The sequence below is a fragment of the Acidovorax sp. FJL06 genome, from assembly GCF_003852545.1.
Lineage (GTDB): Bacteria > Pseudomonadota > Gammaproteobacteria > Burkholderiales > Burkholderiaceae_C > Acidovorax.
This window is the reverse complement of the sequence record NZ_QAJR01000029.1, coordinates 163,340-188,641: the sequence shown is the minus strand read 5'-3', so window position 1 is coordinate 188,641 and position 25,302 is coordinate 163,340. Positions and strand designations below refer to the sequence as shown.

General features: G+C 68.4%; 23 protein-coding genes. 15 read left to right on the top strand and 8 right to left on the bottom strand.

Features of this window, described 5'->3' with window-relative positions:
- The first annotated feature begins 174 nt into the window (after positions 1-174).
- From DBV10_RS16890 to DBV10_RS16875, 4 genes are read left to right on the top strand one after another with little or no spacing between them, the layout of a single operon-like run.
- On the top strand, positions 175-2,427 hold the full coding sequence (locus DBV10_RS16890; RefSeq protein WP_199740134.1) for a protein-disulfide reductase DsbD: 2,253 nt from the start codon (positions 175-177) through the stop codon (positions 2,425-2,427).
- A gap of 54 nt (positions 2,428-2,481) precedes the next feature.
- A complete protein-coding gene (locus tag DBV10_RS16885) occupies positions 2,482-3,096 on the top strand; it encodes a thioredoxin family protein (protein ID WP_124514749.1) in 615 nt (204 codons plus the stop codon).
- A gap of 52 nt (positions 3,097-3,148) precedes the next feature.
- Positions 3,149-3,664 carry a CoA-binding protein gene (locus DBV10_RS16880; RefSeq protein ID WP_124514748.1) on the top strand — a complete coding sequence of 172 codons (516 nt, stop codon included), beginning with the start codon at positions 3,149-3,151 and terminating at the stop codon, positions 3,662-3,664.
- A 60-nt stretch (positions 3,665-3,724) separates the two neighbouring features.
- Positions 3,725-5,044 carry an O-acetylhomoserine aminocarboxypropyltransferase/cysteine synthase family protein gene (locus tag DBV10_RS16875; protein ID WP_124514747.1) on the top strand — a complete coding sequence of 440 codons (1,320 nt, stop codon included), beginning with the start codon at positions 3,725-3,727 and terminating at the stop codon, positions 5,042-5,044.
- Between the two features lie 9 nt (positions 5,045-5,053).
- Here DBV10_RS16875 and DBV10_RS16870 read toward each other — a convergent pair whose 3' ends face one another.
- A complete protein-coding gene (locus DBV10_RS16870; RefSeq protein ID WP_124514746.1) occupies positions 5,054-5,869 on the bottom strand; it encodes an IclR family transcriptional regulator in 816 nt (271 codons plus the stop codon).
- Between the two features lie 142 nt (positions 5,870-6,011).
- Here DBV10_RS16870 and DBV10_RS16865 point away from each other — a divergent pair, with 142 nt between their 5' ends.
- The 4 genes from DBV10_RS16865 to DBV10_RS16850 all read left to right on the top strand — a co-directional run bounded on the left by DBV10_RS16865 (position 6,012) and on the right by DBV10_RS16850 (position 10,150).
- Positions 6,012-6,971 (top strand): MBL fold metallo-hydrolase, encoded by a 960-nt coding sequence (locus DBV10_RS16865; RefSeq protein ID WP_124514745.1) that lies wholly within the window; start codon positions 6,012-6,014, stop codon positions 6,969-6,971.
- Positions 6,972-7,159: 188 nt separating this feature from the next.
- Positions 7,160-8,809 carry an FAD-dependent oxidoreductase gene (locus DBV10_RS16860; protein WP_124514744.1) on the top strand — a complete coding sequence of 550 codons (1,650 nt, stop codon included), beginning with the start codon at positions 7,160-7,162 and terminating at the stop codon, positions 8,807-8,809.
- Positions 8,810-8,825: 16 nt separating this feature from the next.
- A complete protein-coding gene (locus tag DBV10_RS16855) occupies positions 8,826-9,083 on the top strand; it encodes a DUF2783 domain-containing protein (RefSeq protein ID WP_124514743.1) in 258 nt (85 codons plus the stop codon).
- A 98-nt stretch (positions 9,084-9,181) separates the two neighbouring features.
- Positions 9,182-10,150, top strand: coding sequence for a tripartite tricarboxylate transporter substrate binding protein (locus DBV10_RS16850; RefSeq protein ID WP_124514742.1), 969 nt, complete (start codon positions 9,182-9,184; stop codon positions 10,148-10,150).
- A gap of 125 nt (positions 10,151-10,275) precedes the next feature.
- Here the strand turns inward: DBV10_RS16850 and DBV10_RS16845 are convergent, their stop codons facing one another.
- From DBV10_RS16845 to DBV10_RS16840, 3 genes are read right to left on the bottom strand one after another with little or no spacing between them, the layout of a single operon-like run.
- The gene (locus DBV10_RS16845; RefSeq protein ID WP_124514741.1) at positions 10,276-10,818 is read right to left on the bottom strand and encodes a DUF2062 domain-containing protein; all 543 of its coding nucleotides are present in this window, start codon (positions 10,816-10,818) and stop codon (positions 10,276-10,278) included.
- A gap of 16 nt (positions 10,819-10,834) precedes the next feature.
- Entirely contained in the window at positions 10,835-10,996 is a 162-nt protein-coding gene (locus tag DBV10_RS22920) for a hypothetical protein (RefSeq protein WP_199740132.1), read from the bottom strand.
- An 11-nt stretch (positions 10,997-11,007) separates the two neighbouring features.
- On the bottom strand, positions 11,008-11,988 hold the full coding sequence (locus DBV10_RS16840) for a TerC family protein (RefSeq protein WP_124514740.1): 981 nt from the start codon (positions 11,986-11,988) through the stop codon (positions 11,008-11,010).
- 165 nt (positions 11,989-12,153) lie between these two features.
- Here DBV10_RS16840 and DBV10_RS16835 point away from each other — a divergent pair, with 165 nt between their 5' ends.
- Positions 12,154-13,059, top strand: coding sequence for a LysR family transcriptional regulator (locus tag DBV10_RS16835; RefSeq protein ID WP_124514739.1), 906 nt, complete (start codon positions 12,154-12,156; stop codon positions 13,057-13,059).
- 191 nt (positions 13,060-13,250) lie between these two features.
- Here DBV10_RS16835 and DBV10_RS16825 read toward each other — a convergent pair whose 3' ends face one another.
- The 4 genes from DBV10_RS16825 to DBV10_RS16810 all read right to left on the bottom strand — a co-directional run bounded on the left by DBV10_RS16825 (position 13,251) and on the right by DBV10_RS16810 (position 17,718).
- The gene (locus DBV10_RS16825) at positions 13,251-13,979 is read right to left on the bottom strand and encodes an alpha/beta fold hydrolase (protein WP_124514737.1); all 729 of its coding nucleotides are present in this window, start codon (positions 13,977-13,979) and stop codon (positions 13,251-13,253) included.
- 127 nt (positions 13,980-14,106) lie between these two features.
- Positions 14,107-15,072 carry a helix-turn-helix domain-containing protein gene (locus DBV10_RS16820; RefSeq protein WP_124514736.1) on the bottom strand — a complete coding sequence of 322 codons (966 nt, stop codon included), beginning with the start codon at positions 15,070-15,072 and terminating at the stop codon, positions 14,107-14,109.
- A 195-nt stretch (positions 15,073-15,267) separates the two neighbouring features.
- Positions 15,268-16,602: a sulfatase gene (locus DBV10_RS16815; protein WP_124514735.1), complete on the bottom strand. Its 1,335-nt coding sequence runs from the start codon at positions 16,600-16,602 to the stop codon at positions 15,268-15,270.
- 147 nt (positions 16,603-16,749) lie between these two features.
- Complete coding sequence (locus DBV10_RS16810; RefSeq protein ID WP_124514734.1) at positions 16,750-17,718, bottom strand: tripartite tricarboxylate transporter substrate-binding protein; 969 nt, start codon at positions 17,716-17,718, stop codon at positions 16,750-16,752.
- 117 nt (positions 17,719-17,835) lie between these two features.
- Between DBV10_RS16810 and DBV10_RS16805 the strand changes: the two genes are divergently transcribed.
- From DBV10_RS16805 to DBV10_RS16780, 6 genes are all read left to right on the top strand, one after another.
- The gene (locus DBV10_RS16805; RefSeq protein WP_124514733.1) at positions 17,836-18,366 is read left to right on the top strand and encodes a MarR family winged helix-turn-helix transcriptional regulator; all 531 of its coding nucleotides are present in this window, start codon (positions 17,836-17,838) and stop codon (positions 18,364-18,366) included.
- A gap of 133 nt (positions 18,367-18,499) precedes the next feature.
- A complete protein-coding gene (locus DBV10_RS16800; protein WP_124514732.1) occupies positions 18,500-20,080 on the top strand; it encodes an MFS transporter in 1,581 nt (526 codons plus the stop codon).
- Between the two features lie 153 nt (positions 20,081-20,233).
- On the top strand, positions 20,234-21,346 hold the full coding sequence (hemE, locus tag DBV10_RS16795; protein WP_124514731.1) for a uroporphyrinogen decarboxylase: 1,113 nt from the start codon (positions 20,234-20,236) through the stop codon (positions 21,344-21,346).
- Positions 21,347-22,143: 797 nt separating this feature from the next.
- The gene (gene priA, locus DBV10_RS16790) at positions 22,144-24,243 is read left to right on the top strand and encodes a primosomal protein N' (RefSeq protein WP_370451192.1); all 2,100 of its coding nucleotides are present in this window, start codon (positions 22,144-22,146) and stop codon (positions 24,241-24,243) included.
- 322 nt (positions 24,244-24,565) lie between these two features.
- A complete protein-coding gene (locus tag DBV10_RS16785) occupies positions 24,566-24,775 on the top strand; it encodes a hypothetical protein (RefSeq protein WP_124514729.1) in 210 nt (69 codons plus the stop codon).
- Between the two features lie 115 nt (positions 24,776-24,890).
- Complete coding sequence (locus DBV10_RS16780) at positions 24,891-25,226, top strand: RNA-binding protein (RefSeq protein WP_124514728.1); 336 nt, start codon at positions 24,891-24,893, stop codon at positions 25,224-25,226.
- Positions 25,227-25,302 lie beyond the last annotated feature (76 nt).

The window sequence follows — 25,302 nt, the reverse complement described above, 5'->3', positions numbered from 1 at the left end:
TCACGGTCCATAGACCCAAGCCGTTCGGGCAAAGGCCCCTGCCAGCGTGCCCAAGCCCTGCGCGGCGCCGGTTTCACGGGCGGTGGGCAGCGCGCAGCACAATGGCGCATTGATTGAAATGGAGCAGCCCGGCACCGGAACCAACGGCGCCGCGCCTGCTCCCACACAGCAACCATGCCTTCACGCCTGCTCCCCCGCCTCGCAGTTACTCTGCTTTTGATAGCTGCCAGCGCTTTATGGACAAGCGCAAACGCCCAATTCAGCACCAAAACCACCGGCCAGGGCACCAGCGTGGTCACCACGCCCTATGTGCGCGCCGAGCTGCTGGCCCATGCGCCCCAGGGCGTGGCGCCCGGGCAACCGCTGTGGCTGGGCCTGCAGATCACCCACCAGCCCGAGTGGCACACCTACTGGAAGAACCCCGGTGACTCCGGCCTGCCCACCGACCTGGCCTGGACGCTGCCCGCCGGCCTGGACGCGGGCGAGATCGCCTGGCCCCTGCCCAAGAAGATCCCCATCGGCACGCTGGCCAACTACGGCTATGAAGGCACGGTGCTGCTGCCCGTGCCCGTCACGGTGGCCAGCAGTTTTGCGCCCGGCCCGCTGGCCAAGGACGCCACCATCAAGCTGCGCGCCTCGTGGCTGGTGTGCCGCAAGGAATGCATCCCCGAAGAGGGCGAATTCACGCTGCAACTGCCCATCCAGAGCACCACCGCATTGAGCGGCGCCGCGTTCGAGGCCGCCGCCCAAGCCCACCCCCGGCCGGTGCTGGCGGGCACCACCGGCATCGTGCCCGACAGCCAGGCGCAGCTGGCCGCCGAGGGCCACACCCTGAACATCAGCGTGCAGGGCCTGCCCGTGGCGCTGCGCGGCAAAACCCTGGACCTATTCCCCGAAACCGCCGAAGTCATCGACAACGCCGCGCAGTGGAAGCAGGCCTGGAATGGCAGTGTCTGGACCGCCCAAATTCCCGTGTCTGCCCAGCGCAGCGCCAGCCCCCACCTGATGCCCGTGGTGCTGGCCGAGCAGTCGCCCGCACATGCCGCCGGCCCCGACACCCGCACCGGCTACCGCGCCGAGCTGAAGGTGCTGGGCACCTGGCCGCAAGGCGCTTCAGTCGCTGCGGTGTCACCCGCGCTGGAGGCCGCGCTCAAGGCGAATGCGGCGCAGGCAGGGGGGGCGACAACACCGGCTGCGGGCTCCGGCGCCTCGTCCCTCACCCTCACCGCCGCGCTGCTGGGCGCCTTGCTCGGGGGCCTCATCCTCAACCTCATGCCCTGCGTGTTCCCGGTGCTGGCGATCAAGGTCGTGGGCTTCACCCAGCATGCGCAGGATCGCCGTGCACACCGCGTGAGTGGCATGGCCTACACGGCGGGCGTGGTGCTGTCCTTCATCGCGCTGGGCGCGCTCATGCTCGGCCTGCGCGCGGCGGGCGAGGCGATTGGCTGGGGCTTTCAACTGCAGTCGCCCGCCGTGGTGGCCTCGCTGGCGGCGCTGTTCACGCTGATTGCGCTCAACCTGGCGGGCGTGTTCGAGTTCGGGCATTTCCTGCCGCCCTCGGTGGCCAGCCTGCAGGCACGCCACCCGGTGGCCGACAGCTTCCTCACCGGCGTGCTGGCCGTGGCCGTGGCTTCGCCCTGCACCGCGCCGTTCATGGGTGCATCCCTGGGCCTCACGGCCACGCTGCCCGCACCGCAGGCGCTGGCCGTGTTTGCGGCGCTGGGCCTGGGGCTGGCACTCCCCTATCTGGCCGCGAGCTGTGTGCCCGCCGTGGCCCGCGCCCTGCCACGGCCCGGCGCATGGATGGACCACTTCCGCAAGTTCATGGCCTTCCCCATGTTCGCCACCGTGGTGTGGCTGGTATGGGTGCTGGGCCAGCAAAGTGGCATTGATGGCGCGGGCGCGCTGCTGATCCTGCTGGTGGGCCTGTCGCTGGTGGTGTGGGCGCTGTCGCTGGCAGGCCGTGCACGGGTGTGGATGGCCAGCGCGTCCCTGGCGGCCATGGCCTTGCTGGCCTGGGCCTTTGGCCCCCACATCACCAACATGCCCGCCCCACAGGCCTCTGCGCCATCGACGCAGGCGGCCGCCAACGGCTGGCAACCCTGGGCGCCCGGTACGGCCGAACAGATCGTTGCCAGCGGCCGCCCCGTGTTTGTGGACTTCACCGCCGCCTGGTGCGTGACCTGCCAATACAACAAGAAAACCACCTTGGCCCATGCCGACGTGATCGCCGACCTGCAGGCCAAGAACGTGGCCCTGCTGCGCGCCGACTGGACGCGCCGCGACCCCTCCATCACCGCCGCCCTGGCCGCGTTGGGCCGCAGCGGCGTGCCCGTGTACGTTTTCTACCAGCCCGGCAAACCGCCCGTGGTGCTGACCGAGGTGCTGAGCGTGCAGGAGGTGCGCGCCACCATTGCGGCGTTGTAGGTGTGCCTGCACAAGACGCCCTTTCGCCCCTTTGAACCCGCTGGAGGACTCGCCATGAAGCTGCTTCGCCGCACCTTGATTGCCACCGCCGCCCTGATCGCGCTGGGCGCCCAGGCCACCACCACCGTGGGCCAGCCCGCGCCGGACTTCGCACTGAAAGACACCAGCGGCAAGACCGTGCGCCTGTCGGACTTCAAGGGCAAACACGTCGTGCTGGAATGGACCAACCCCGGCTGCCCCTTCGTGAAAAAGCATTACGACAGCGGCAACATGTCAGCAACGCAAAAGGACGCCACAGGCCAGGGCGTGGTGTGGCTGTCCATCAACTCCACCGAAAAAGCCAGCAGCGACTACCTGGAGCCCGCCCAACTGCAGGTCTGGGCGCAGACGCGCAAGGCCGCCCCCACCGCCATGCTGATGGACGAGGAAGGCACCGTGGGCCAACGCTACGGCGCCCGCACCACGCCGCACCTGTACATCGTCAACCCGCAGGGCGTGCTGGTGTACGCAGGCGGCATCGACAGCATCCCCTCGGCCCGCCCGGCCGACATCGAAAAGGCCACCAACTATGTGAAGGTGGGGCTGGCCGAAGCGCTGGCGGGCAAGCCGATTTCGGCGGCGACAACGGCGCCGTATGGGTGCAGCATCAAGTACAAGTCGCCCGCCTGACCCATCCCTTGGGGGCGCAAGGCCCCCCGCACCGCATGCGTACACTGTTTGCATGCTCCGCACCCCCGACACCATCAGCACCCTGCGCCACCTGCTCACCGCCTGCCGCACCATCGCGGTGGTGGGCCTCTCGCCCCAATGGCACCGCCCCAGCTACTTTGCCGCCAAGTACATGCAGGCGCATGGCTACCGCATCGTGCCGGTCAACCCCCTGGTCGCACGCGAGGGCGGGCAGATCCTGGGCGAGACGGCCTACGCCAGCGTGACCGAAGCGGCGGCGGCGCTGGCGGCGCAGGGGCAGAAGATCGACATTGTGGACTGCTTTCGCAAGAGCGAGGACATCCCGCCGCTGGCCGAGGAGGCCGCGGCCATCGGCGCCCCATGCCTGTGGCTGCAGCTGGGCGTGTTCAACGAGGTCGCAGGCCAGCGCGCCGAAGCCGCCGGGCTGCAGGTGATCCAGAACCGCTGCGTGAAGATCGAACACGCGCGGCTGTTTGGTGGCCTGGGCTGGATGGGCGTGAACACCAAGGTCATCAGCGCCAAGCGCTTGCGGCAACTACCTTACTAGCAAATTCATAGCTGCTTGCGCTTACCCCCAAAGCCCTACCGGCCTATTTGATTCAAACCCATGCCCACCAACCCACCCTCCGGCGCCGACCGCGCCTTTGGCTTTGGCACCCGCGCCATCCACGCCGGTGCTCAGCCCGACCCGGTGACCGGCGCGCGCGCCACGCCCATCCACCAGACGACCAGCTTTGTGTTCGACAACGCCGAACACGCGAGCAGCCTGTTCAACCTGCAGACCTTTGGCAATGTCTACAGCCGCATCAGCAACCCCACCGTGGCGGTGTTCGAGGAGCGCATTGCGAGCCTCGAAAACGGCCGCGCCGCCCTGGCCTGCGCCAGCGGCATGGCCGCGCAGATGGCGGCGCTGCTGGCCATTCTGAAAACCGGCGACCACATCGTGGCGGCCAGCACGCTCTACGGCGGCACGGTGGGGCAGCTGGGCGTGGGCTTTTCGCGTCTGGGCATCGAGACCACGTTTGTGGACCCGGCCGACCCCGAGAACTTTGCGCGCGCCATGCGCCCCAACACCCGCGCCGTGTATGGCGAAACCATCGGCAACCCGCTGGTCAACGTGCTCGACATCGCAGCCGTGGCCGGGGTGGCGCATGCACACGGCGTGCCGCTCGTCATCGACAACACGGTGGCCAGCCCCTACCTGTGCAACCCCCTGGCGCTCGGTGCCGACATCGTGGTGCACAGCGCCACCAAGTACATCGGCGGCCACGGCACGACCATGGGCGGTGTGGTGGTGGAGGGTGGCAAGTTTCCGTGGGACAACGGCCAATTCCCCGAGATGGTGGAGCCCAGCCGCGCCTACCACGGCGTGAAGTTCTACGAGACCTTTGGCGACTTTGGCTACACGATGAAGGCGCGCATGGAGGTCAACCGCACCTTTGGCGGCGTGCTCTCACCCATGAACGCGTGGCAGCTGCTGCAGGGCGCCGAAACGCTGCACCTGCGCATGCGCGAGCACTGCCGCAATGCGCTGGCCGTGGCGAAATTTTTGCAAAGCCACCCGCAGGTGGCGTGGGTCAACTACCCAGGCCTGGCGGATTCGCCGTATTTCGATCTGGCGCAAAAGCAGTTCCGCGTGGTGGACGGCACGCCCGGCGCCTCGGGCATCCTCACGTTTGGCGTCAAGGGCGGCGCGGCGGCGGGCGAAAAGTTCATCGACGCCTGCGAGTTTTTGAGCCACCTGGCCAACATCGGCGACGCCAAGACGCTGGTGATCCACCCCGCATCGACCACCCACCGCCAACTCAATGACGAAGAGCTGGCCCGCGCGGGGGTGCGCGCGGACATGGTGCGGCTGTCGGTGGGGATTGAGGACTTGGGCGACATCCTGTGGGATGTGGACCAGGCGCTCGCCCGCGCGGCCTAGGCCGGCGCATCAGGCGCGCGCTGCGCCCTGGGCGGCGCCCAGCCGCAACGACAGGCCCCGCGCAGCCTCACGCAGATGGCCAGCAGCGGCGCTGTCTGGCCCCGTCTGCAACGTGGCGCTGGGCCCGATCACCGCCAGGCACAGCACCAGCTGTCCAAACCCGTCGAACACCGGCGTCGCCAGCGCGCTGATGCCGGGCAGGAGTTGGTCCGTCACCTGCGCCACCTGGTGCGTGCGCACCGCGTCCAGCTCGGCCGCAAACGCGGGTTCATCCAAAGCCCCCGCAAACCCTTCGGCCGCCAAAGCAGCGGCGGCGCGTTCGCGCGACCCAAAGGCCGCAAACACCTTGCCCGTGGCCGTGTGGCGCACCGAGGCCGTGGTGCCGTGGCGCATGGCCACGTACACGGCCGTGGGGCCTTCTTCGACGCGAATGATGGTGGGGCCGTTGTCGCCCCAGACCGAGGCCGACACGGTGTAGCCGATGCGCTGGGCCAGCGCGGGCAGCTCGGCAATGGCCAGGCGCACCGGGTCCACCTGCTGCAGGCTGATCAGGCCCAGCTGCATGGCCAGCGGGCCCAGGCCGTAGTGGCCACTCACGGCGTCCTGCTCGATGAGGCCCAGCTTGCCAAAACTCACCAGGTAGGGATGGGCCTTGGCGGCCGTCATGTCGGCCGCGCGGGCCAGGTCCTTGAGCGCCATGCGGCGGCCGGTGCGCGCCAGCACTTTCAGCAACTGGCCGCCCACCTCCACGCTCTGGATGCCGCGCGGGCTGCGGGGCGTGTCTTCGTCGTCGGTGGGGGGCAGGTCGGGAGTCGTGGTGGCCATGCGGCGATTGTCCACGCAGCGCGACGCCGCTCACCCCTTCGGGTTTACACCTAAACAAATGCGTTAGACATAAACAAATTTCTTGCCTAACATCAACACATTCCGTTTAGATAAACGCATTCACCATTAACAAATCACCACCATGAGCACCGTCAAAACCTTTGCCTCCGCCGCCGACCTCGAAGTGAAGAAGGTGAGCTTCGACAAGCTCTCCGACCACGCCTATGCCTACACGGCCGAGGGCGACCCCAACACCGGCATCATCATTGGCGATGACGCGGTGATGGTCATCGACACCCAGGCCACCCCCGTGATGGCGCAGGACGTGATCCGCCGCATCCGCGAAGTCACCGACAAGCCCATCAAGTACGTGCTGCTGAGCCACTATCACGCGGTGCGCGTGCTGGGCGCCAGCGCCTATGGCGCGGAGCACGTCATCGCCAGCGAGGACACGCGCGACCTCATCGTGGAGCGCGGCCAGTTCGACAAGGACAGCGAGATCGGCCGCTTCCCGCGCCTGTTCCAGAACGTCGAAAGCGTGCCCGACGGCCTGACCTGGCCCACGATGACCTTCAACAAGAAGATGACCCTGTGGCTGGGCAGCGTGGAAGTGCAGATCCTTCAGCTGGGCCGGGGCCACACCAAGGGCGACACGGTGGCCTGGCTGCCGCAGGAAAAGATCCTGTTCAGCGGCGACCTGGTGGAGTTCGACGCCACGCCGTATGCGGGCGATGCGTACTTCCAGGACTGGCCGCAAACGCTGGACAACATCGCGGCACTGAAGCCCGAAAAGCTGGTGCCCGGGCGCGGCGCGGCGCTGCAGACGCCCGAGCAGGTGCAGGCGGGCCTGGCCGGCACGCGCGCCTTCATCAGCGACCTGTACGAGAGCGTGAAAGCCAGTGCGGCCAAGGGCGAAGACCTGCGCAAGGTCTACGAAGCCACCTTTGCCCAACTGCAGCCCAAGTATGGGCACTGGGTGATCTTCAACCACTGCATGCCGTTTGACGTGACCCGCGCCTACGACGAGGCCACGCAATACCCCGACCCGCGCATCTGGACCGCCGAGCGCGACATTCAGATGTGGAAGGCATTGGAAGGCTGAATAGAGAACAACCCCCTGAGGCGCTGCGCGCCTTCCCCCTTCTCTCGCACCGCTGCGCGCTGCGGGAAGGGGGACGACGCCCTCGCTGCGGGGCGGCCCTTGCTTGGCGTCCCTCGCTTGGGGCGCGCCAGTTGCAAAGGTCAGCTCTCTACATCAGGCAATCGATCAAAACACAAAGGTCGTAGAACATGAACCCCAGAGACATTCCCGCCGAAGCCTTCCACGCCAGTGGCGCCGAGGTGCAGGCCATCGATTTCGGCTACGTGCGCTCGCCCGACCAGGACAGCGCCCAACCCGCGCAGCACCCCATCGTGGTCATCGGCGCGGGCCCTGTGGGCCTGTCGCTGGCCATCGACCTGGCCCAGCGCGGGCAGCGTGTGGTGGTGCTGGACAACGACCACAAGCTCTCCATCGGCTCGCGCGCCATCTGTTTTGCCAAGCGCACGCTCGAAATCTGGGACCGCCTGGGCGTGGGCCAGCCCATGGTGGACAAGGGCGTGTCGTGGAACCTGGGCAAGGTGTTCCTGAAAGACGAACAGCTCTACGAATTCAACCTGCTGCCCGAAGAGGGCCACGAGCGCCCGGCCTTCATCAACCTGCAGCAGTACTACGCCGAGGCCTACCTGGTGGAGCGCGCGCTGCAGTTGCCGGGCATCGACATCCGCTGGCACAACAAGGTGGCGGCCGTAGCTGCGCGGGACGATGGCGCGTTGCTCAGCATTGACACACCGGATGGCGCGTACCAGATCGACGCCCAGTGGCTGGTGGCCTGCGACGGATCGCGCTCGCCCACGCGGCAGATGCTGGGGCTGGAAAGCAAGGGCCGCATCTTCCAGGACCGCTTCCTGATCGCCGACGTGAAGCTGGCGGGCGATGCAGACTTTCCGACCGAGCGCTGGTTCTGGTTCGACCCGCCCTTTCATCCCAACCAAAGCGTGCTGCTGCATCGCCAGCCCGACAACGTGTGGCGCATCGACTTCCAGCTGGGCTGGGATGCCGACCCCGAGGAGGAGAAAAAACCCGAGAACATCCTCCCGCGCGTGAAGGCGCTGCTGGGTGCGGAGGCACAGTTCGAGCTGGACTGGGCCAGCGTCTACACCTTTGCCTGCCTGCGCATGGACCAGTTCGTGCACGGCCGCGTGGTGTTTGCGGGCGACAGCGCACACGGGGTGTCGCCCTTTGGAGCCCGCGGCGCCAACAGCGGCGTGCAGGATGCCGAGAACCTGGCCTGGAAGCTCGACTGGGTGCTCCAGGGCCGCGCCGGCCCCGCCCTGCTCGCCACCTATGGGCCTGAGCGCGAATACGCAGCCGACGAGAACCTGTGCAACTCCACCCGCGCCACCGACTTCATCACGCCCAAGAGCGAGGTGAGCCGCCTGTTCCGCGACGCCGCGCTGCACCTGGCGCGCGAGCATGCGTTTGCGCGGCGCATCGTCAACAGCGGACGCCTGTCGGTGCCGGCCACGCTGTGCGAATCGCCGCTGAACACCCCCGACACCGATACCTTTGCCGGCACGCAGGTGCCCGGCGCCGTGCTGCTGGACGCACCGTTGACCCAGCAAGGCCAGCCCACCTGGCTGCTGCGCGCGCTGGGGCCGGACTTCACGCTCATCACCTTTGGCGCGGCACCCGCCTGGGCCCAGGCGCTTTCGCCCCAGGTGCAGGTCCTGCAAATTGGCGTGGACGTGCAGGACGCCCAGGGCCTGGCCAAAGAGCGGCTGAACGCCCAGCCCGGCACCGCTTACCTGGTGCGCCCCGACCAGCATGTGTGCGCACGCTGGCGCGCGCCCACCGACGCCGCCGTGCGCCAGGCCCTGGCCCGCGCGCTCGCCGCATGACAAGGAACACGCCAACATGCTGAACACCCAACCGAACCTGCAGGCCTGCGACGATTTTTATGAAGCGCTGATCGCTGCGCACCAGGGCCTCTCGACCCCCGAGAGCCACGCGATGAACGCGCGCCTGGTGCTGCTGCTGGCCAACCACATCGGTGACCAGGCCACCCTGCAACACGCCCTGCAGCTGGCGCGCGGCAGCGCCCTGCCCATGGCAGACCGGCGCACCACCCCGGCCATCACACCGGTGGTACCCACCCACGCGGTGGCGGCCTAGCCCCCGCACCCCTTCCCCCCCACGGCTTCAGCACCGCGCAGACGGTGCCAGGCCCGGGCTTTGCCTTGATTTTTTGACAACACCTCGGAGACAACCCCATGCAGCGCAAACATTTCCTCGCCACCCTGGCCGGGCTGGCCCTGGCCACCGCCCTCCCCCTGGCCCATGCCCAGGACCCCAAGCCGCTGGAGTGGGTGGTGGGCTATGCCGCCGGCGGCGGCTCGGACATCGTGGCGCGCACGATTTCCGAATCCATGTCGGCCACGCTGGGCCGCCCCATCATCATCAACAACAAGCCCGGCGCGGGCACCAACATCGCCGCCGAATACAGCGCACGCAACAAGGACTACGGCAACCTGATCTTCTCGGCCGACTTCGCCACGCTGGCGGCCAACCCCTTCTTGTTCAGCAAGCTCGCCTACAACGCCGAGAAGGACTTCCAGCCCGTGGGCCTGCTGGTGCGCTTCCCGATGTTCCTGGTGGTGTCCAACAGCGTGCCGGCCAAGAGCCTCAAGGAGTTCACGGCCTGGGCCAAGGGCCAGCCCGACGGCGTGAACTGGGCATCGGCCGGGCCGGGCAGCCCGCACCACCTGGTGGGCGAGCTGTTCCGCGAGCAAAGCGGCCTCAAGCTCACGCATGTGCCCTACCGGGGTGCCGCACCCGCCATCCAGGACGTGATCGGCGGCCAGGTGTCGGCCATGTGGATCGACAGCGCCACGGTGTACCCGTTCCTCGCGGGCCACAAGGTGCGCGCCATTGGCGTAGCCAGCCCGCAGCGCGTGGCCACCATGCCCGATGTGCCCACCATTGCCGAACAGGGCCTGCAGGGCTTCGAGGGCTATGCCTGGCAGGGCATCGTGGCACCCACGGGCGCATCGGCCGAGGTGGTGGCGAATTTCAGCCGGGCCCTGCAGACCGCGCTGGCCGACACCCGCACCAAGGCCCGCCTGCAGGCGCTGGGCGTGGAGCCCATGCCCGGCACCGCAGCGCAGATGGGCAGCTTTGCGCGCACAGAGCGCGAGAAGTGGGGCCGGGTGATCACCAAGGTGGGCGTCAAGCTGGATTGAGCCCCCTGAGCGGCTGCGCCGCTTCCCCCTCAGGGGGACGCCACCCGTGGCCTGGCAAAGCCAGCTCCACGGTGGCGCTGGCGGGCGCTGCGCCCACATGCTGCGCCCCTTGCGCGGAACGGCGCTCAGCGGCTGCGTGCCAGGCGCCGCTTGCGCTGCAGGGCCGGCGCCAGCCACAGCAGCTGCACCGTGGCATAACCCAACGCCGCGAGCAGCAGGCCCAAGGTGGGCAAGCCCACCAGCAGCGGCGTGCCCAGGGCCTGCATCCAGGCGCCCAGCGCCTGCACCGACAGGTCGCCACCCGGCGCCACGCTGCCCCAGGCGGGCAGCACCTGCTCGCCGGGCATCACCAACGCGCCCAGGTAGAAGGCCAGCACATACAGCGGCACGGTGGTGAGCGGGTTGGTGTAGAACGTGGCCGCACCGCCGGCCACGATGTTGCCGCGCAGCCAGGCGCACACCAGCAGCGTGCCAGGGATCTGCAGCGGGCCGGGGATCAGCCCGCAGAACATGCCCGCCGCCACCCCGCGCGCCAGCGGCTGGCGCTGGAAGCGGAACAGCGCGCGCCGCTCCATCCAGGGGTGGTAGCGCGACAGCCAGCCGCGCTCCAGGTAGACCCGTGCGCGGGGCTCCAGCCCGCGCAGCCAGCGGCGCACAGTGCACAGCATGGGCATCACCACCGGGTCAGACCCAGGCCAGGGCAGCGGCCGTGCCGGCGCCCCACAGGGCCGACAGCGAGAGCAGCAGCCCCACATCGCGCCGCTCGTTGCCCGCGCGGTGGGCCACGAACGTGGCCGCCAGCAGGCCGAACAGCACGCACAGCATCACGGAGTCGAGAAGGTCCATGGCCTGGCTCCTCAGTCCTTGCGGGGTTGTGCGGGAGCGCCATGGGCGCTTTCGCCCGAGCTGCGCAGCGACAGGAAGATGGAGCCGGCAATCAGCCCGGCCGTCACCAGCAGCGCATAGCCGATCGGGATCTTCACCAGATCGATCAGCAGCATCTTGCCGCCGATGAACACCAGCACCAGGGCCAGGCCATAGGCCAGCAGGTGGAAGCGGTTGGCCAGGTCCGCCAGCAGGAAGTACAGCGCGCGCAGGCCCAGGATGGCGAACACGTTGGCCGTGAGCACGATGAACGGGTCGCTGGTGATCGCGAAGATGGCCGGGATGCTGTCCACCGCGAAGATGATGTCGGTGGTGCCGATGAGCACCAGCACCACGAACAGCGGGGTGTAGTGCTTCACGCCGTTGATCAGCGTACTGAGCTTTTCGCCATCGAACTGGTCGGTGATGCGGATGCGCTTCTTCAGCAGCGTGAGCACCGGGTTGGTGGCGATGTCGGGCTCCTGCCCGGCGGCAAACCACATCTTCACGCCCGTGACCACCAGGAACGCGCCAAACACATACAGCAGCCAGTGGAAGGTGGCCAGCAGCCAGGCGCCCGCCAGGATCAGCAGCGTGCGCAGCACGATGGCGCCGATGATGCCGATGATGAGTGCGCGCTTTTGGTACTGCGGCGGCACGGCGAAGTAGCTGAACAGCATCAGGAACACGAAGATGTTGTCGATGGACAGGCTCTTCTCCACCAGGTAGCCGGTGATGAACTGCATGGACACGGTGTTGGCCACCTCTCGGCCCTGGCTGCCATCCAGGTACCACCACAGCAGGCCCACGAACACAAAGGCCAGCGAGAACCACAGCAGGCTCCAGCGCACGGCCTCTTTCATCGTGACCTTGTGCGCGCCCTGGCGCTCCATCACCAACAGGTCGATGGCAATGGCCACCACCACAAAGACGGCAAAGCCCGCCCACATCCACCAGGTTCCTATCGTTTCCATGATTTTCTTTCTCCAAAGGGGAAATCTGTACTTGTACTGCCGGGCACCCGCCCCGGCAACAGCCCCGCACTGTAGGGATGGAATAGATTCTTAAAAACCTGTCATATTGATAGCATTGGTTCGGTTTTTACGAACCAAATGGATTTCACCCCTCGAAAGCCCCCCATGAGCCAGACCTTCAACTACCGCCATCTTTTCTACTTCTGGGTGGTGGCCAAGGAAGGCGGCATCGCGCGCGCCGCCGAGCGGCTGGACATGGCCGTGCAGACCATCAGCGCCCAGGTGCGCGAGCTGGAGAAAGCCTTGGGCGTCGCCCTGCTGCGCACCGAGGGCCGCAACCTGGTGCTCACCGACGCCGGCGTGGCCGCGCTGCACGAGGCGGACCACATCTTTGCGCTGGGCGAGCTGCTGCCCGTGCGCGTGCGCGAGGCCGCCACCGGCCAGACGCTGCGCCTCAACCTGGGCATCTCCGACGGCATCGCCAAGCTGGCCGTGCACCGGCTGCTGACGCCCGTGCTGGACGAGCCCCACCTGCGCCTGCTGTGCCACGAGGGCGAGTTCCAGCCGCTGCTGGGCGAACTGGCGCTGCACAAGCTCGACGCGGTGCTGGCCGACCGCGCAGCGCCCCCCAACCGCGCGCTGCGCACCACCAGCCAACTGCTGGGCACGAGTGCCATCGCCTGGTACGCGCCGCCACTGTGGGCCGAGGCGGCAGCCCAGGACTTCCCGCACAGCCTGGCCGTGGTGCCCGTGCTGCTGCCCACCGACCACGCGGCCATGCGCGCGCGCATCGACCACTGGCTGGAGCGCGAGCGCATCCGCCCGCACATCGCCGGGGAGTTCGAGGACAGCGCCCTGCTCAGCACCTTTGCCGCCACCGGCATGGGCGTGATGCCCGCGCCCGTGTCGCTGGGCGAGCACCTGGCGCACACCCACGGCCTGGTGCAGGTGGGCACCACGCCCGATGTGCAGGAGCAGTTCCACCTGATCTACAGCGCCCGCAAAGTGATGCACCCGCTGCTCACGCGGCTGCTGGAGGCGGGGAAAAGCGGGACGCTATTAAATCAATAGCTGGTAGCGCTTATCCATCAATCGGTAGAGCCCCAAAATACCAAAATCCCGCAGCCACGGGGCCTGCCATGCCCCGACCTCCGTAACGGGCACTCCGCAGCCCAGGGACGCCGAGCAAGGGCCGCCCCGCAGCAAGGGCGTCGTCCCCCTTCCAGGGGGAAGGCGCGCAGCGCCTCAGGGGGTGCTCCACATCAGTCCCGCCCCGCCCGCTCGATGCTGGCCGCCGCCAGCGCCGGGTCGGTAAAGCAGATCTCGTGGCTGCCCGGGCATTCCACCAGGCGGAACAGGCCCAGGCGCTCCGACAGGCGCGGGTGCCAGGGCAGGCTGTGGGGCAGCGCAGTGTCCTGCTGCGCATTCAGGTAGCTCTTGCCGATCTCCAGCGCCGCCAGCGGCACGGGCAGTTGCGCCGGCTCGGTGAAGGTGCGGTAGGGGTGCGGGTTGAGCAGCGCATAGCTGCTTTTCGCCAGGGCCTCGTCGGCATCGTTGATGAAGGCCTCGCGCCAGATCGGGTAGGGCAGCATCACCGCATTGCCGCTGGCCGCCGCGACCTCGTCGAACAGCGCGCGGTAGTGCGGCGGCACCAGGTCATTGAGGCATTCGCCCTGCTGCGGCACAAAGGCATTCCAGTACACCAGCCGGCGGATGCGCCCCGGCAGCCGCGCGGGCATGTGGCTGATGGCCATGCCGCCATAGCTGTGGCCCACCAGGCGCACGTCGGTGAGGCCCTGGCCCTCGATGAAGGCCGCAAGCGAATCCACCGCATCGGCCAGGCCCGTGGCCGCGCGGTCGTCGCCCGGCCGGTTGCCGGCCAGGGTGGGGCACAGCACGGTGTGGCCGCGTGCGCGCAGGTGGCCGGCCGTGGCCTCCATCTCGGCGCCGGTGTGCCAGGCGCCATGGACCAGGACATAGGTATCCGCCATGCTTGTCTCCTTCGGTAGTTTTTTGCCAGGCCGGGCGACATGCCCGGCCCTGGCGCTACCTTACGAAGAAGACCTGGGCGAGGATGGTCTGGGCGTGCCAGAGCGCTGTGCTGCGCGTGCCAGCGGTTCAGCCGCCGCGCCGCCACTGCGCGGGCGGCACGCCCATGGCGCGCTGAAAGGCCCGCGCGAAGTGCGAGGCATCGGCAAAGCCGCAACGCCGCCCGATCTCGGCCACCGCCACGTGCGTCAACTGGGGCCGGCGCAGCAACTCGCCCGCACGCACCAGCCGCATCTGGCGCAGCGTGCCCGCAAAGGTCTGGCCCTGCGCCGCAAACGCGCGGTGCAGGGTGCGCAGGGAGACACCGGCCTCCTGCGCCAGGGCCGGGGCCGAGACGCCGGGCTGGTCGATGCGGGCGCGCAGCAGGCCGCACAGATGGGCGTGCAGCCCCTGCGCCGCAGAAGGGACGGGCGCCCGGGGCGGCTCCAGCGCGGCGCCCAGCAGCGCCCCCAGGTGGTCCGACAGCAGCGCGCCCGGCAGGGCCTGTGCCGAGGCCGGGTCGCGTGCGAGCTGCACGGCCAGCGCCCCCAGGCTCTGGCCCCAGCCCTGGTCGCGCCAGGCCACACGGGGTCCGCGCGCCTCGGCCTGCGCCAGCCACTGGCCCACCCAGGCACGCGGCAGCTGCAGCGACACACAGTTCACCCCGTCCGGGAAATGCAATTCATACGGCCGGGCCGAGTCCACCAGCGCCACATCGCCCGGGCGCAGGTGGGCCACCTGGCCGTCCTGGCGCAGATGCCACGCGGTCTCGGACTGGCCGATCAGGTAGAACGGCAGCTGCTGGCTGCGCGCGATGCCGGCCGGCGTGCGGTACACGTCCTGCATGGAGGCGCGCACCTGGTTGACCGACAGGGCCGCGAGCGGCAGGCTCTGCAGCACGCCCCCGAAGGTCGGCGCCTCGCGCGAACTGCAGTCCATCTCCAGGAAGGCCTCGCAAATGGCGCCCACCCAGAAGTCCAGGCGCGCGGCCGGCGCGACCACATCGGTCGTCCACTGGCGCAGGGGCGGCGGGGTCAGTACAGGGGCGGCGGGCATGGCGCCAATCTAGCGGCAAGCCCTGCCGGCGGGCAACAGGGCTTGCCCGCCCTCCCGGGGACGCGGACGTGCAGCCGCCTCAGAGCGGCTACCAAAACCCAGCGAAGCGGTTCTGGCCAGGCGCTGCGTCGCAGGCAGTACGACGCAGTACGACAAGACGCGGCAACGACGCCAGAAGCGCTTTGTGAGCCGCTCTCAGCGCTGCGGCATGTCCTTGGCCGAATAGCCCAGGCTCACCGTCGCATCCTCCGGGATCGCGGGCATGGACGCATTCCACGCCTCCCACGCCGCGCGCAGGGCCTGCAGGCGTTCCGGCTCCACGCCCGCGCGGTTGGCGCGCTCGCGCTCGTCCTGCGCCAGGTTGAAGAGGTAGTCGTTGCCGTCCACGCGCAGGTACTTCCAGTCGCCCTGGCGCATCGCGCGCTGGCCCCGGTGGTTCATGCGCCAGAACAACGCGGGCTCGTCGTGCACGGCGGCATCGCGCAGCAGGGGCATGAGCGAGCGGCCGTCCAGCGGGTAGTCCGGCGCAGCGGGCACACCGGCCGCATCGAGCATCGTGGCCGACCAGTCCATGGTCATGCAGGTCTGCGCGCTCACGCCGCCGGGGGCGATCACGGCAGGCCAGTGGGCAATCCAGGGCACGCGGATGCCGCCTTCGGTCAAATCCATCTTGCCGCCCACCAGGGGCCAGCTGTCCGAGAAGCGCTCGCCGCCGTTGTCGCTGGTGAAGACCACCAGCGTGTCGCGGTCGATGCCGTGGCGCTGCAGCGCGGCCATGAGGCGGCCGATGCCCTCGTCCATGTGGTGGATCATGCGGCGGTAGGTGTCGATGTTGCCGCCGTGCAGGTGGAACAGGTTGGTCTTCACCTCCTGCGCCAGCGCCTCGTCGTCGCGCGTCTCCCACGGCCAGTGGGGCGCCGTGTAGTGCAGGCTCAAGAAGAACGGCGTGCCGGCCTGCGCGCCCGGCGCCATGCGCTCCACATAGTCGAGCGCGTGGTCGGTGATGAGGTCGGTGAGGTAGCCGTCCTGCTGCTTTTCTTCTTCGCCCAGGTACAGGTCGTGCTGTCCGCCCGAGCTGCAGTGCGTGAAGTAATCCACCCCGCCCGACATGGGGCCGAAAAATTCTTCGTAGCCCGAGCGCTGCGGCCCGAAGGCCGGTGGGTAGCCCAGGTGCCACTTGCCCATGAGCGCCGTGCGGTAGCCCGCTGCGCGCAGCAGCGAGGGCAGCGTGGGGTGCTCGGGCGGCAGGCCGAGCGTGGTGCTACCGCGGCTTTTGCTGTTGATGGGCTCTTCGGCCGCGCCGCGCAGGCGGTACTGGTAGCGCGCGGTCATCAGCGCAAAGCGCGTGGGCGAGCACACCGGCGAATTGGAATAGCCCTGCGTAAGCTGGAGGCCGTTGGCGGCCAGGCCGTCGAGCACGGGCGACACCGGGCCAAAGGCCGCCTCGCGCCCGCCGTAGCAGCCCAGGTCGGCATAGCCGAGGTCGTCGGCGACGATGAAGATGATGTTGGGACGGGGTTTGATGGTCATCTCGAAGTCCAGTGTCTCTAGGCTTGGCTCACGGTCTCTGCGACGGGCAGGACCGCTGCGAGGGGCGGCTAGCAAGGGCCGCCCCGCAGCAAGGCCGCCGTCCCCCTCGAGGGGGAAGCGGCCAAGCCGCTCAGGGGGTGCTTCCTGTCAAGGCTTGAAACCCGAGCGCTGCACCACCGGCGCCCACTGCGCGCGGTAGGCCTTGAGCATCGCTTCCGTCTGCGCCATCGTCGCCACCACGGGCTCCATCTTGGCGGCCTCGAACTTGCGCTGGGTGTCCGGGTCCTTCATCACCTCGTGGATCAGCCCGGCCAGGCGCTCGGCCTGGGCCTTGGGCATGCCCATGGGGGCAAAGAAGGTGTTCCAGCCCGTGGCGGCCAGGTCCATGCCGCTTTCCTTGAAGGTGGGGATCTTTCCGTCCAGCGGGCTGCGCTTGGCGCTCGACACCGCCAGGATGCGGATCTTGCCGGATTCGTGCTGGGGCAGCAGGGTGTCAAACGTGTCGAACGCCACGGGCACCTGGCCGCCCAGCAGGTCGTTGAGCAACGGCGCCGAGCCCCGGTAGCCCACCACCTCGGCGCGCACCTTGGCGGCGTCGCCCACCATCAGGCCGAAGAAATGCGGCAGGCTGCCCGTGGCGGGCACACCGAAGTTGGCCTTGTCGGGGTTGGCACGCAGCCAGGCCATGAGGTGCGGCAGTTCCTTCACGGGCACAGCGGTCGAGACGGCCACGCCGAACTCGTAGTTGTTCACATGGCTCACGGGGCGGAAGTCGCGCTCGGGGTCGTAGCCCGCATCCGGGAACACCAGGGGCGCCACCAGCATCACGGCCGGGTTGGCCAGCAGCAGCGTGGGCTGGTTGGCGGGCGCGGCCTTCACGGCCTGGGCCGAGAGGCGGCCGCCCGCGCCGGTCTTGTTCTCCACGATCACGGGCGTGCCGAGCTTGGTGCCGAGCTTGTCGGCCACGATGCGGGCCACGCGGTCGGTGGCGCCGCCGGGGGCATAGCCCACCACGATGCGCAGCGGCACGTCCTGGGTCTGCGGCTGCGCCTGGGCCAGGGTAGCGCACAGGGCCAGCGTGGCGGTCAGCACGGAGGTGGCAAGGGGTTTCCACATGGTCGGGGGTCTCCTGGATCGGTGGTGGGCACGCCGGGGGTGCGCGCAGGTTGAAGGCCGCACTGTATTGGCCACACAATCAATTGATCTAATCAATTCTTGCCCGGAAATACCCTGATGCCTGCGCCTGCCCCGCCCGGCCACCGCCTGACCCACCCGCAGGCCGCCAACGACTTGCTGATGTACCGCCTGAACCGCCTGCTGGCGGTGGCGGGCAGCCTGGTGGTGCGGCTGTGCGAGGGCGGCTACGGCATCACCCGGCGCGAGTGGGGCCTGCTCATGGTGCTGGCCCAGCACCCCGGCATGCCCCCGGCCGAGCTGGCGCTGCGCCTGGGCCTGGACCGCGCGCGCACCTCGCGCGCCATCACCTCGCTGCTGGCCAAGAAGCTGCTCACGCGCGACGCCATGCCCGGCGACCGGCGCCAGGCCGTGCTGTCACTCACGCCCGCAGGCCAGGCGGTGCACGACGGCCTGTTCCCACAGGTGAAGGCGCTCAACCAGGAGCTGCTGGCCGGGCTGGATGCGCAGGCGGTGCAGGCCCTGGACCAGGCGCTCACCGGCATGCAGCAGCGCGCCGAGGCGCTGGTCGCCACCCGCACCGATGTGCCGCGCACCTACCGGCTGCGGGGCGGGCGGCACGTGGATTGAGGGACATCGCGGCGCGCCACACCCAAAGCGGCCATCCGGCGATATCCTCAAACCTGCCCTGGGCCACCCGCCCAGGGGCAAACCCGCGCTCCCCCGTCCGACCACGACCTACGCCCCCATCGCCCAACCCTCCATGTCCCAGCCCTCAACCTCTTTGTGGAGCCCCTTGCGCCAACCCGCGTTCCGGGGCCTGTGGATTTGTGGCGGGGTCTTTTTTGTGGGCAACGGCATGCAGACCATGGCGGCCGCCTGGCTCATGGTGGAGCTCACGGGCTCGTCGTTCCTGGCCGCGCTGGTGCAGACCGCCGTGTTCATGCCCATGTTTTTGCTGGCGCTGCCCGCCGGGGTGCTGGCCGACACCACCGACCGGCGCCGCCTGGTCTCGGGTGCGCTGCTGGCGCAGGTGGGGTCCAGCGCGCTGCTCACCTTGCTGGTGCTCTCTGGCTGGGGTGGACCGGCGGCGGTGCTGTTCCTGGTGTTCATCTGCGGCTGCTGCACGGCCGTGCTCACGCCCGCGTGGAACTCGTCGGTCATCGACCCCGTGCCGCGCGATGAATGGCCCCAGGCCATCACCGCCGTGAGCATTGCCTACAACGCCGCGCGCGCCGTGGGCCCCACGCTGGCCGGGCTGATCTTTGCCCAACTGGGCGCGGGCTGGGTGTTTGCCGTCACGGTGACCACCACGCTGGTGATGTGGGAGTCCATCCGCCGCTGGCCGCCCAAGGCGCACCCGCCCTCCAAGTTGCCCGCCGAGCGCCTGTGGGGCGGCACCCTGAGCGGCCTGCGTTTTGCCTGGCACTCGCGCATGATCCTGGCGCAGTTGGTGCGGGTGATGGCCTTCAGCGCGGCGGGCTCGGCGCTGTGGGCGCTGCTGCCCGTGATTGCCCAGCGCCTGGGCACGGGCGCCCCGGGCTTTGGCCTGCTGATGGGCTGCCTGGGCACGGGGGCCGTGGCCGTGGGCCTGGTGCTGGGGCGGCTGCGCGCACGCTTTGGCATGGAGGCCATCGTGGGCACGGGCGGCGTCGTGTTCGGCGCGGCCATGCTGGTGGCGGCCCTCACCAAGATTACGGGGGTGGTCTACATCGCCATGCTGTTTGCGGGCGCGGCCTGGATGTCGGCCATGTCCACCTTCAACACCGCCACGCAGGCCAGCGCGCCGCAGTGGGTGCGCTCGCGCGCGGTGGCCATGCACATGGTGGCGGCGCTGGGCGCGTTTGCGATGGGCTCGGCGTTCTGGGGCGCGGCGTCGGACCTCCTGGGCCTCACGCCCACGCTGTGCGTGGCCGCCGCGCTCATGGGCGTGGGCCTGCTGCTGGCGCGCCCCATGCCGCTGCGCATGGGCGCGCTGCACGAGGTGACGCAGGCCACGCCCTGGGACGAGCTTTTCATCGAGGCCGAGCCCCTGCCCGAGGCCGGCCCCGTGGCGGTGGAGGTGGGCTACCGCATCGCGCCCGGCACCGACGCCGCGTTCCTCGACACCATCAGCCGCATGAAGGCCCCGCGCCGCCGCGACGGCGCCACCTTCTGGCGCATCTACAAAGACCTGGGCGAGCCCTCGCGCTACGTGGAGCGCTTCATCGTCGAATCCTGGGCCGACTACCTGCACCAGCGCGCCCGCGCCACCATGGCCGACCAGGCGCTGGAGACCGAAGTGCGGGCGTTCTTGGCGCCCGGCGAAGTCGTGCGGATGTCGCACTACATCGCGGAAAGATGAAGCCCCCCTGAGCGGCTGCGCCGCTTCGCCCGAAGGGGGACACACCTGGCGGCCCAGCAAAGCCGGTTCCGCAGGTGCACTGGCTTGATGCGCGTCAATTGCTGCCGCCAAGCCGGGTGCCGAGGCTGGCGGTCGGCCTGCGACAATCGCGCAATGACCTTCGCCCCCCTTGCCAACGACACCTGCCTGCGTGCCTGCCGCCGCCAGGCCACCGACTACACCCCCCTGTGGCTGATGCGCCAGGCGGGCCGCTACCTGCCTGAATACAAGGCCACGCGCGCCCAGGCGGGCAGCTTCATGGGGCTGGCCACCAATGTGGACTACGCCACCGAGGTCACGCTGCAGCCGCTGGAGCGTTTCCCGCTCGATGCGGCCATTCTGTTCAGCGACATCCTCACCGTACCCGACGCGATGGGCCTGGGCCTGTCGTTTGCCGAGGGCGAAGGCCCGCGTTTTGCCAAAGTGGTGCGCGACGAAGCCGCCGTGGCCGAACTGGCCGTGCCCGACATGGACAAGCTGCGCTACGTGTTCGATGCGGTGACCAGCATCCGCAAGGCGCTCAATGGCCGGGTGCCCCTTATCGGCTTCTCGGGCAGCCCCTGGACGCTGGCCTGCTACATGGTCGAAGGCAAGGGCAGCGACGACTACCGCCTGGTCAAGAGCCTGATGTACGCCCGCCCCGACCTGATGCACCGCATCCTGGCCATCAACGCCGACAGCGTGGCGGCTTACCTCAACGCCCAGATCGACGCGGGCGCCCAGGCCGTGATGGTTTTTGACAGCTGGGGCGGCGTGCTGGCCGATGGCGCGTTCCAGGAATTCAGCCTGGCCTACACCAAGCGGGTGCTGGCCCAATTGAAGCGCACCGGCGTGGACGGCACCGACGTGCCGCGCATCGTTTTCACCAAGGGTGGCGGCATCTGGCTGCCGGACATGAAGGACCTGGACTGCGAAGTGCTGGGCCTGGACTGGACGGCCAACCTGGGCCAGGCGCGCGCCATCGTCGGCGGCGCCGTGGGCGGCCCCGGCAAGGCGCTGCAGGGCAACATCGACCCCAACGTGCTGTTTGCGCCCCCCGCGCAGATCGAACAACAGGTGCGCCACGTGCTCGACAGCTTTGGCACGCCCCACACCGACAAGACCACCACCGGCCCCACGCACATCTTCAACCTGGGCCACGGCATCAGCCAGTTCACCCCGCCCGAGCATGTGGCCGCGCTGGTCGAGGCCGTGCACGGCTACTCGCGGGCGCAGCGCCAGGGGTAAAAAAGGGGGGGGCGGGTCCAAGCGCCCCCCCGTCCGCCGCCTGGAAGCGGGCTTGGGCTTCTCCGCGCCCTCCGGGGCACCTCTTCTGCAACGGAAGAAAAAAAGCCGCGCATGCTGCCCAGCGGCAATACCCCAGCGGCCCGAAGGGCCTACTTATGCACAAAACTGGCGCAGCACCGGCCTCCACGCAGCCCCGGTGCCCACAAAGCAGGCAGCGCCGGAAATATTCTCATCCAGAACGTAAGCCATTGATTTCAAAGGATTTCACTCTGCTGCTTTTTTGGCAGGCATTCCAGCCAAAGCACGGCCCGTCAAGGACTTGCGTGGCAAACACAGGGGATATCAACAAAGTTATCCACAGGAATTTTGGATTTCTTGCAAAACCCCATTCAAATCAAGCACTTGCAGCCCATATCGCAGAAAAGTCTGAGCTTGCGGGGCCATCACTAACACAAATTAAGGGTTTTCCCGGCCATTGACGTCCTGCGTGCTGCCCGACTTATGCACAAAAATCTTGATGCGACGCAACATCCCCCCCGCGCCAGGCCTTAGCACAGAAAATACACCCAAAATTCTTCAGATGATTGATTCATAAGGATTTTTTGCTGCTGCCAGTTTTGTGGGCATTCTGTTCCAGGCCAGTATTCATGCGGGTTGGCGGGGTGTGGAAGCAGGATGTCAACAAAGTTATCCACAGAAAGACGGGATTACTCACATGGCACGCCAAATCAAGCACTTAGCCGCAAAACCTCCACACCACCTCCACAAGCCCCTGTAACTCGCCATAGGCCGTGTCTATCCCTTCCGCCATCGTCCACGTTGCATTGCACACCCCCTCGCACAGCGGCGTGGGGGATCTGCTCAGCTACGCCAGCGCGCAGCCCCTGCCCCCGGGCACGCTGGTGCGGGTGCCACTGGGCAAACGCGAGGTGCTGGGCGTGGTGTGGGACGCCGTCGACGCCACGGGCGAGTTGCCCGAGGGCGCGGCCATGCGGCCCATTGCGGGGGTGCTGGAGGGGGTGGCGCCGCTCGCCCCGCCCTGGCGCCGTCTGGTGGCCTTTGCCGCGCGCTACTACCAGCGCGCGCTGGGCGAGGTGGCGCTGGCCGCCCTGCCGCCCCAGCTGCGCGACCTGCAGCCCGACCAGTTGGCCCGCCGGCTCAAGCGCCCCGCCCAGGCGCAGGGCGCCACCGAAGACGCTATCCAAACAATAGCGCTTACCGCAGAACAGGAAAGCGCCAGGGCCCGGATTGCCTCAGAAACCGGCCCCTTCCTGCTGTTCGGCAGCACGGGCAGCGGCAAGACCGAGGTCTACCTGCGCTGCGTGCAGGAGGCGCTGGAGGCCGACCCCAGCGCGCAGGCGCTGGTGATGGTGCCCGAGATCAACCTCACCCCCCAGCTCGAAGAGCGCTTTTCCACCCGCTTCGCCCCGCGCTTTGGCAGCCAGGCCGTGGTCTCGCTGCACAGCGGCATGACCAACCCGCAGCGCCTCAAAAGCTGGCTGGCTGCGCACAGCGGTGCCGCGCGCATTGTGCTGGGCACGCGCATGGCGGTGTTCGCCAGCCTGCCGGGGCTCAGGATCATCGTGGTGGACGAGGAGCACGACCCCAGCTACAAGCAGCAGGAAGGCGCCCGCTACTCGGCGCGCGACCTGGCCATCTGGCGCGGGCGCGAGCAAGGCGCCAAGGTGCTGCTGGGCTCGGCCACGCCCTCGCTGGAGAGCTGGCACGCCAGCGACCCGGCCATGGGCCGCTATGTACGGCTGGCCATGCCCAGCCGCATCGGCGCCGGGGCCTTGGCCCGCGTGCGCCGCGTGGACATGAACCAGCAGCCGCGCCGCGCCATCTTCAGCGCACCGCTGCTGGCCGCCATCACCGAGCGCGTGGCGCGCGGCGAGCAGAGCATGGTGCTGCTCAACCGCCGGGGCTACGCCCCCGTGCTGCACTGCGCCGACTGCGGCTGGAAGAGCGACTGCCCCCACTGCAGCGCACACCAGGTGTTCCACAAGGCCGACCGCACCCTGCGCTGCCACCACTGCGGCTACACCGTGCGCGTGCCCCGCGCCTGCCCCACCTGCGGCAGCCCGGACATCCACTCCATGGGCCGGGGCACCGAGCAGCTTGAAGAACAGCTCGGCGCCCTGCTGTCCGAAGTGCTGCGGCCCGACCGCACGCCCGCGCGCATCGCCCGCATCGACGCCGATACCACCAAGGCCAAGGGCTCGCTCGAGGCGCAGCTGGCCCAGGTGCATGCAGGCGAGGTGGACGTGCTGGTGGGCACGCAGATGATTGCCAAGGGACATGACTTTCGGCGCATCACGCTGGTGGCGGCCGTGCAGCCCGATGGGGCGCTGTTCAGCAGCGACTTCCGCGCGCCCGAGCGGCTGTTTGCGCTGCTCATGCAGGCCGCGGGCCGCGCGGGGCGTGACGCGGCCTACATGGCGGCCCAGGGTTCGCAGTGCGAGATGTGGGTGCAGACCTTCCACCCCCAGCACACCGTGTACGAGGCGCTGCGCAAACACGACTACGAGGCTTTCGCCGCCCAGCAGCTGAAAGAGCGCGAAGAGGCCGCCATGCCCCCGTTTGCCTACCAGGCCCTGGTGCGCGCCGATGCGCGCACACAGGAGGTGGCCCAGGGCTTTTTGACCGCCGCCACGGCCGCCGCCCACGCTGCGGGCCTGCCGGGGCTGGAGATGGTCACGCTGTTCCCCCCGGTGCCGCTGACCATCCAGCGCGTGGCCAATGTGGAACGCGCCCAGATGCTGATGGAAAGCCCGAGCCGCGCCGCCCTGCAGCGTTTTCTGGCCGCCTGGCAGCCCGTGCTGCAGACCACGCGCAGCGCGCCCGAGCACAAGGGGCTGGTGCGCTGGCTGGTGGATGTGGACCCGCTGGTGATTTGAGGCATGTTTTGGCCTCAGTGCCCGGTGGAAGGGCCAGCAGAGCCCCAAAGCATGCCATTTTTAAAACTCAAAAGAATAATAATTTGAGTTTAAATACAAATATCAATATAATTCAGGCCATTGCGGTCACGGCGCCTCGTTCGGGCAGTCACCGCAACGTCTGCTCCGGAATGCCTTCCGCCCCTGCAGACGCTCCCCCTTGCGACCTTTGTCGCCCAGTGGACCTGTAGAGCTGCAGCCCACCGCGTCCCTCGATGCTCACGCAGGCCCCCTTTGCGGCCCGCGATCCTGATTGACCCAGATTTCACAGACTGCCATCTCCATGGGCCCCTACGTCGTTTCGCCCGCGACACACCCGACCGACTGCGGCCGCTTCCGCGCCTCCTTCTCGGTCCATCGCTCCCTGGGCAACGGCAGCTACTGTCGCGTGTTCCGCTTTGACAAAGCCTTTGCCTCGCGCGAAGCCGCACGGCTCTTTGCCATCACCCAGGGCTGGCTGCAAACCAGCATGCAGCACCCGCCCCAATGCTGATGGCCGGCCCCGCGCACGTGCCATCCACCTCGCCCCCGCTGCGGATTCCCCCTCCGCAAAACAGAACCCCAACGGTGCGCTGATCGTTGCGCGCCATTTTCAGAAAGGCTCTTCCATGAGCAGCAAAATCTATGTGGGCAACCTGCCCTATTCCGTGACCGATGCCAGCCTGCACAGCAACTTTGCCGAGTTTGGCGGCGTGTCGTCTGCCAAGGTCATGATGGACCGCGACACGGGTCGCTCCAAAGGCTTCGGCTTTGTGGAGATGGCCAACGCGGACGCGGCCCAGGCCGCCATCAAAGCGCTGCACGGCATGTCCGTGGACGGCCGCTCGATCGTGGTGAACCTGGCCCGCCCGCGCGAAGAGCGCAGTGACGCGGGTGGCTACACCGCCAGCAAGCGCTCGGACGTTGGCTACGGCACGGGTGGCCACGGTGGCGGTCGCTACTGAACCCGGTAGCCTCAACAAAAAAACCGGCTCGCCTGAGCCGGTTTTTTTTCGCCCCGGCGCAGAAGGTTCGTCTTTT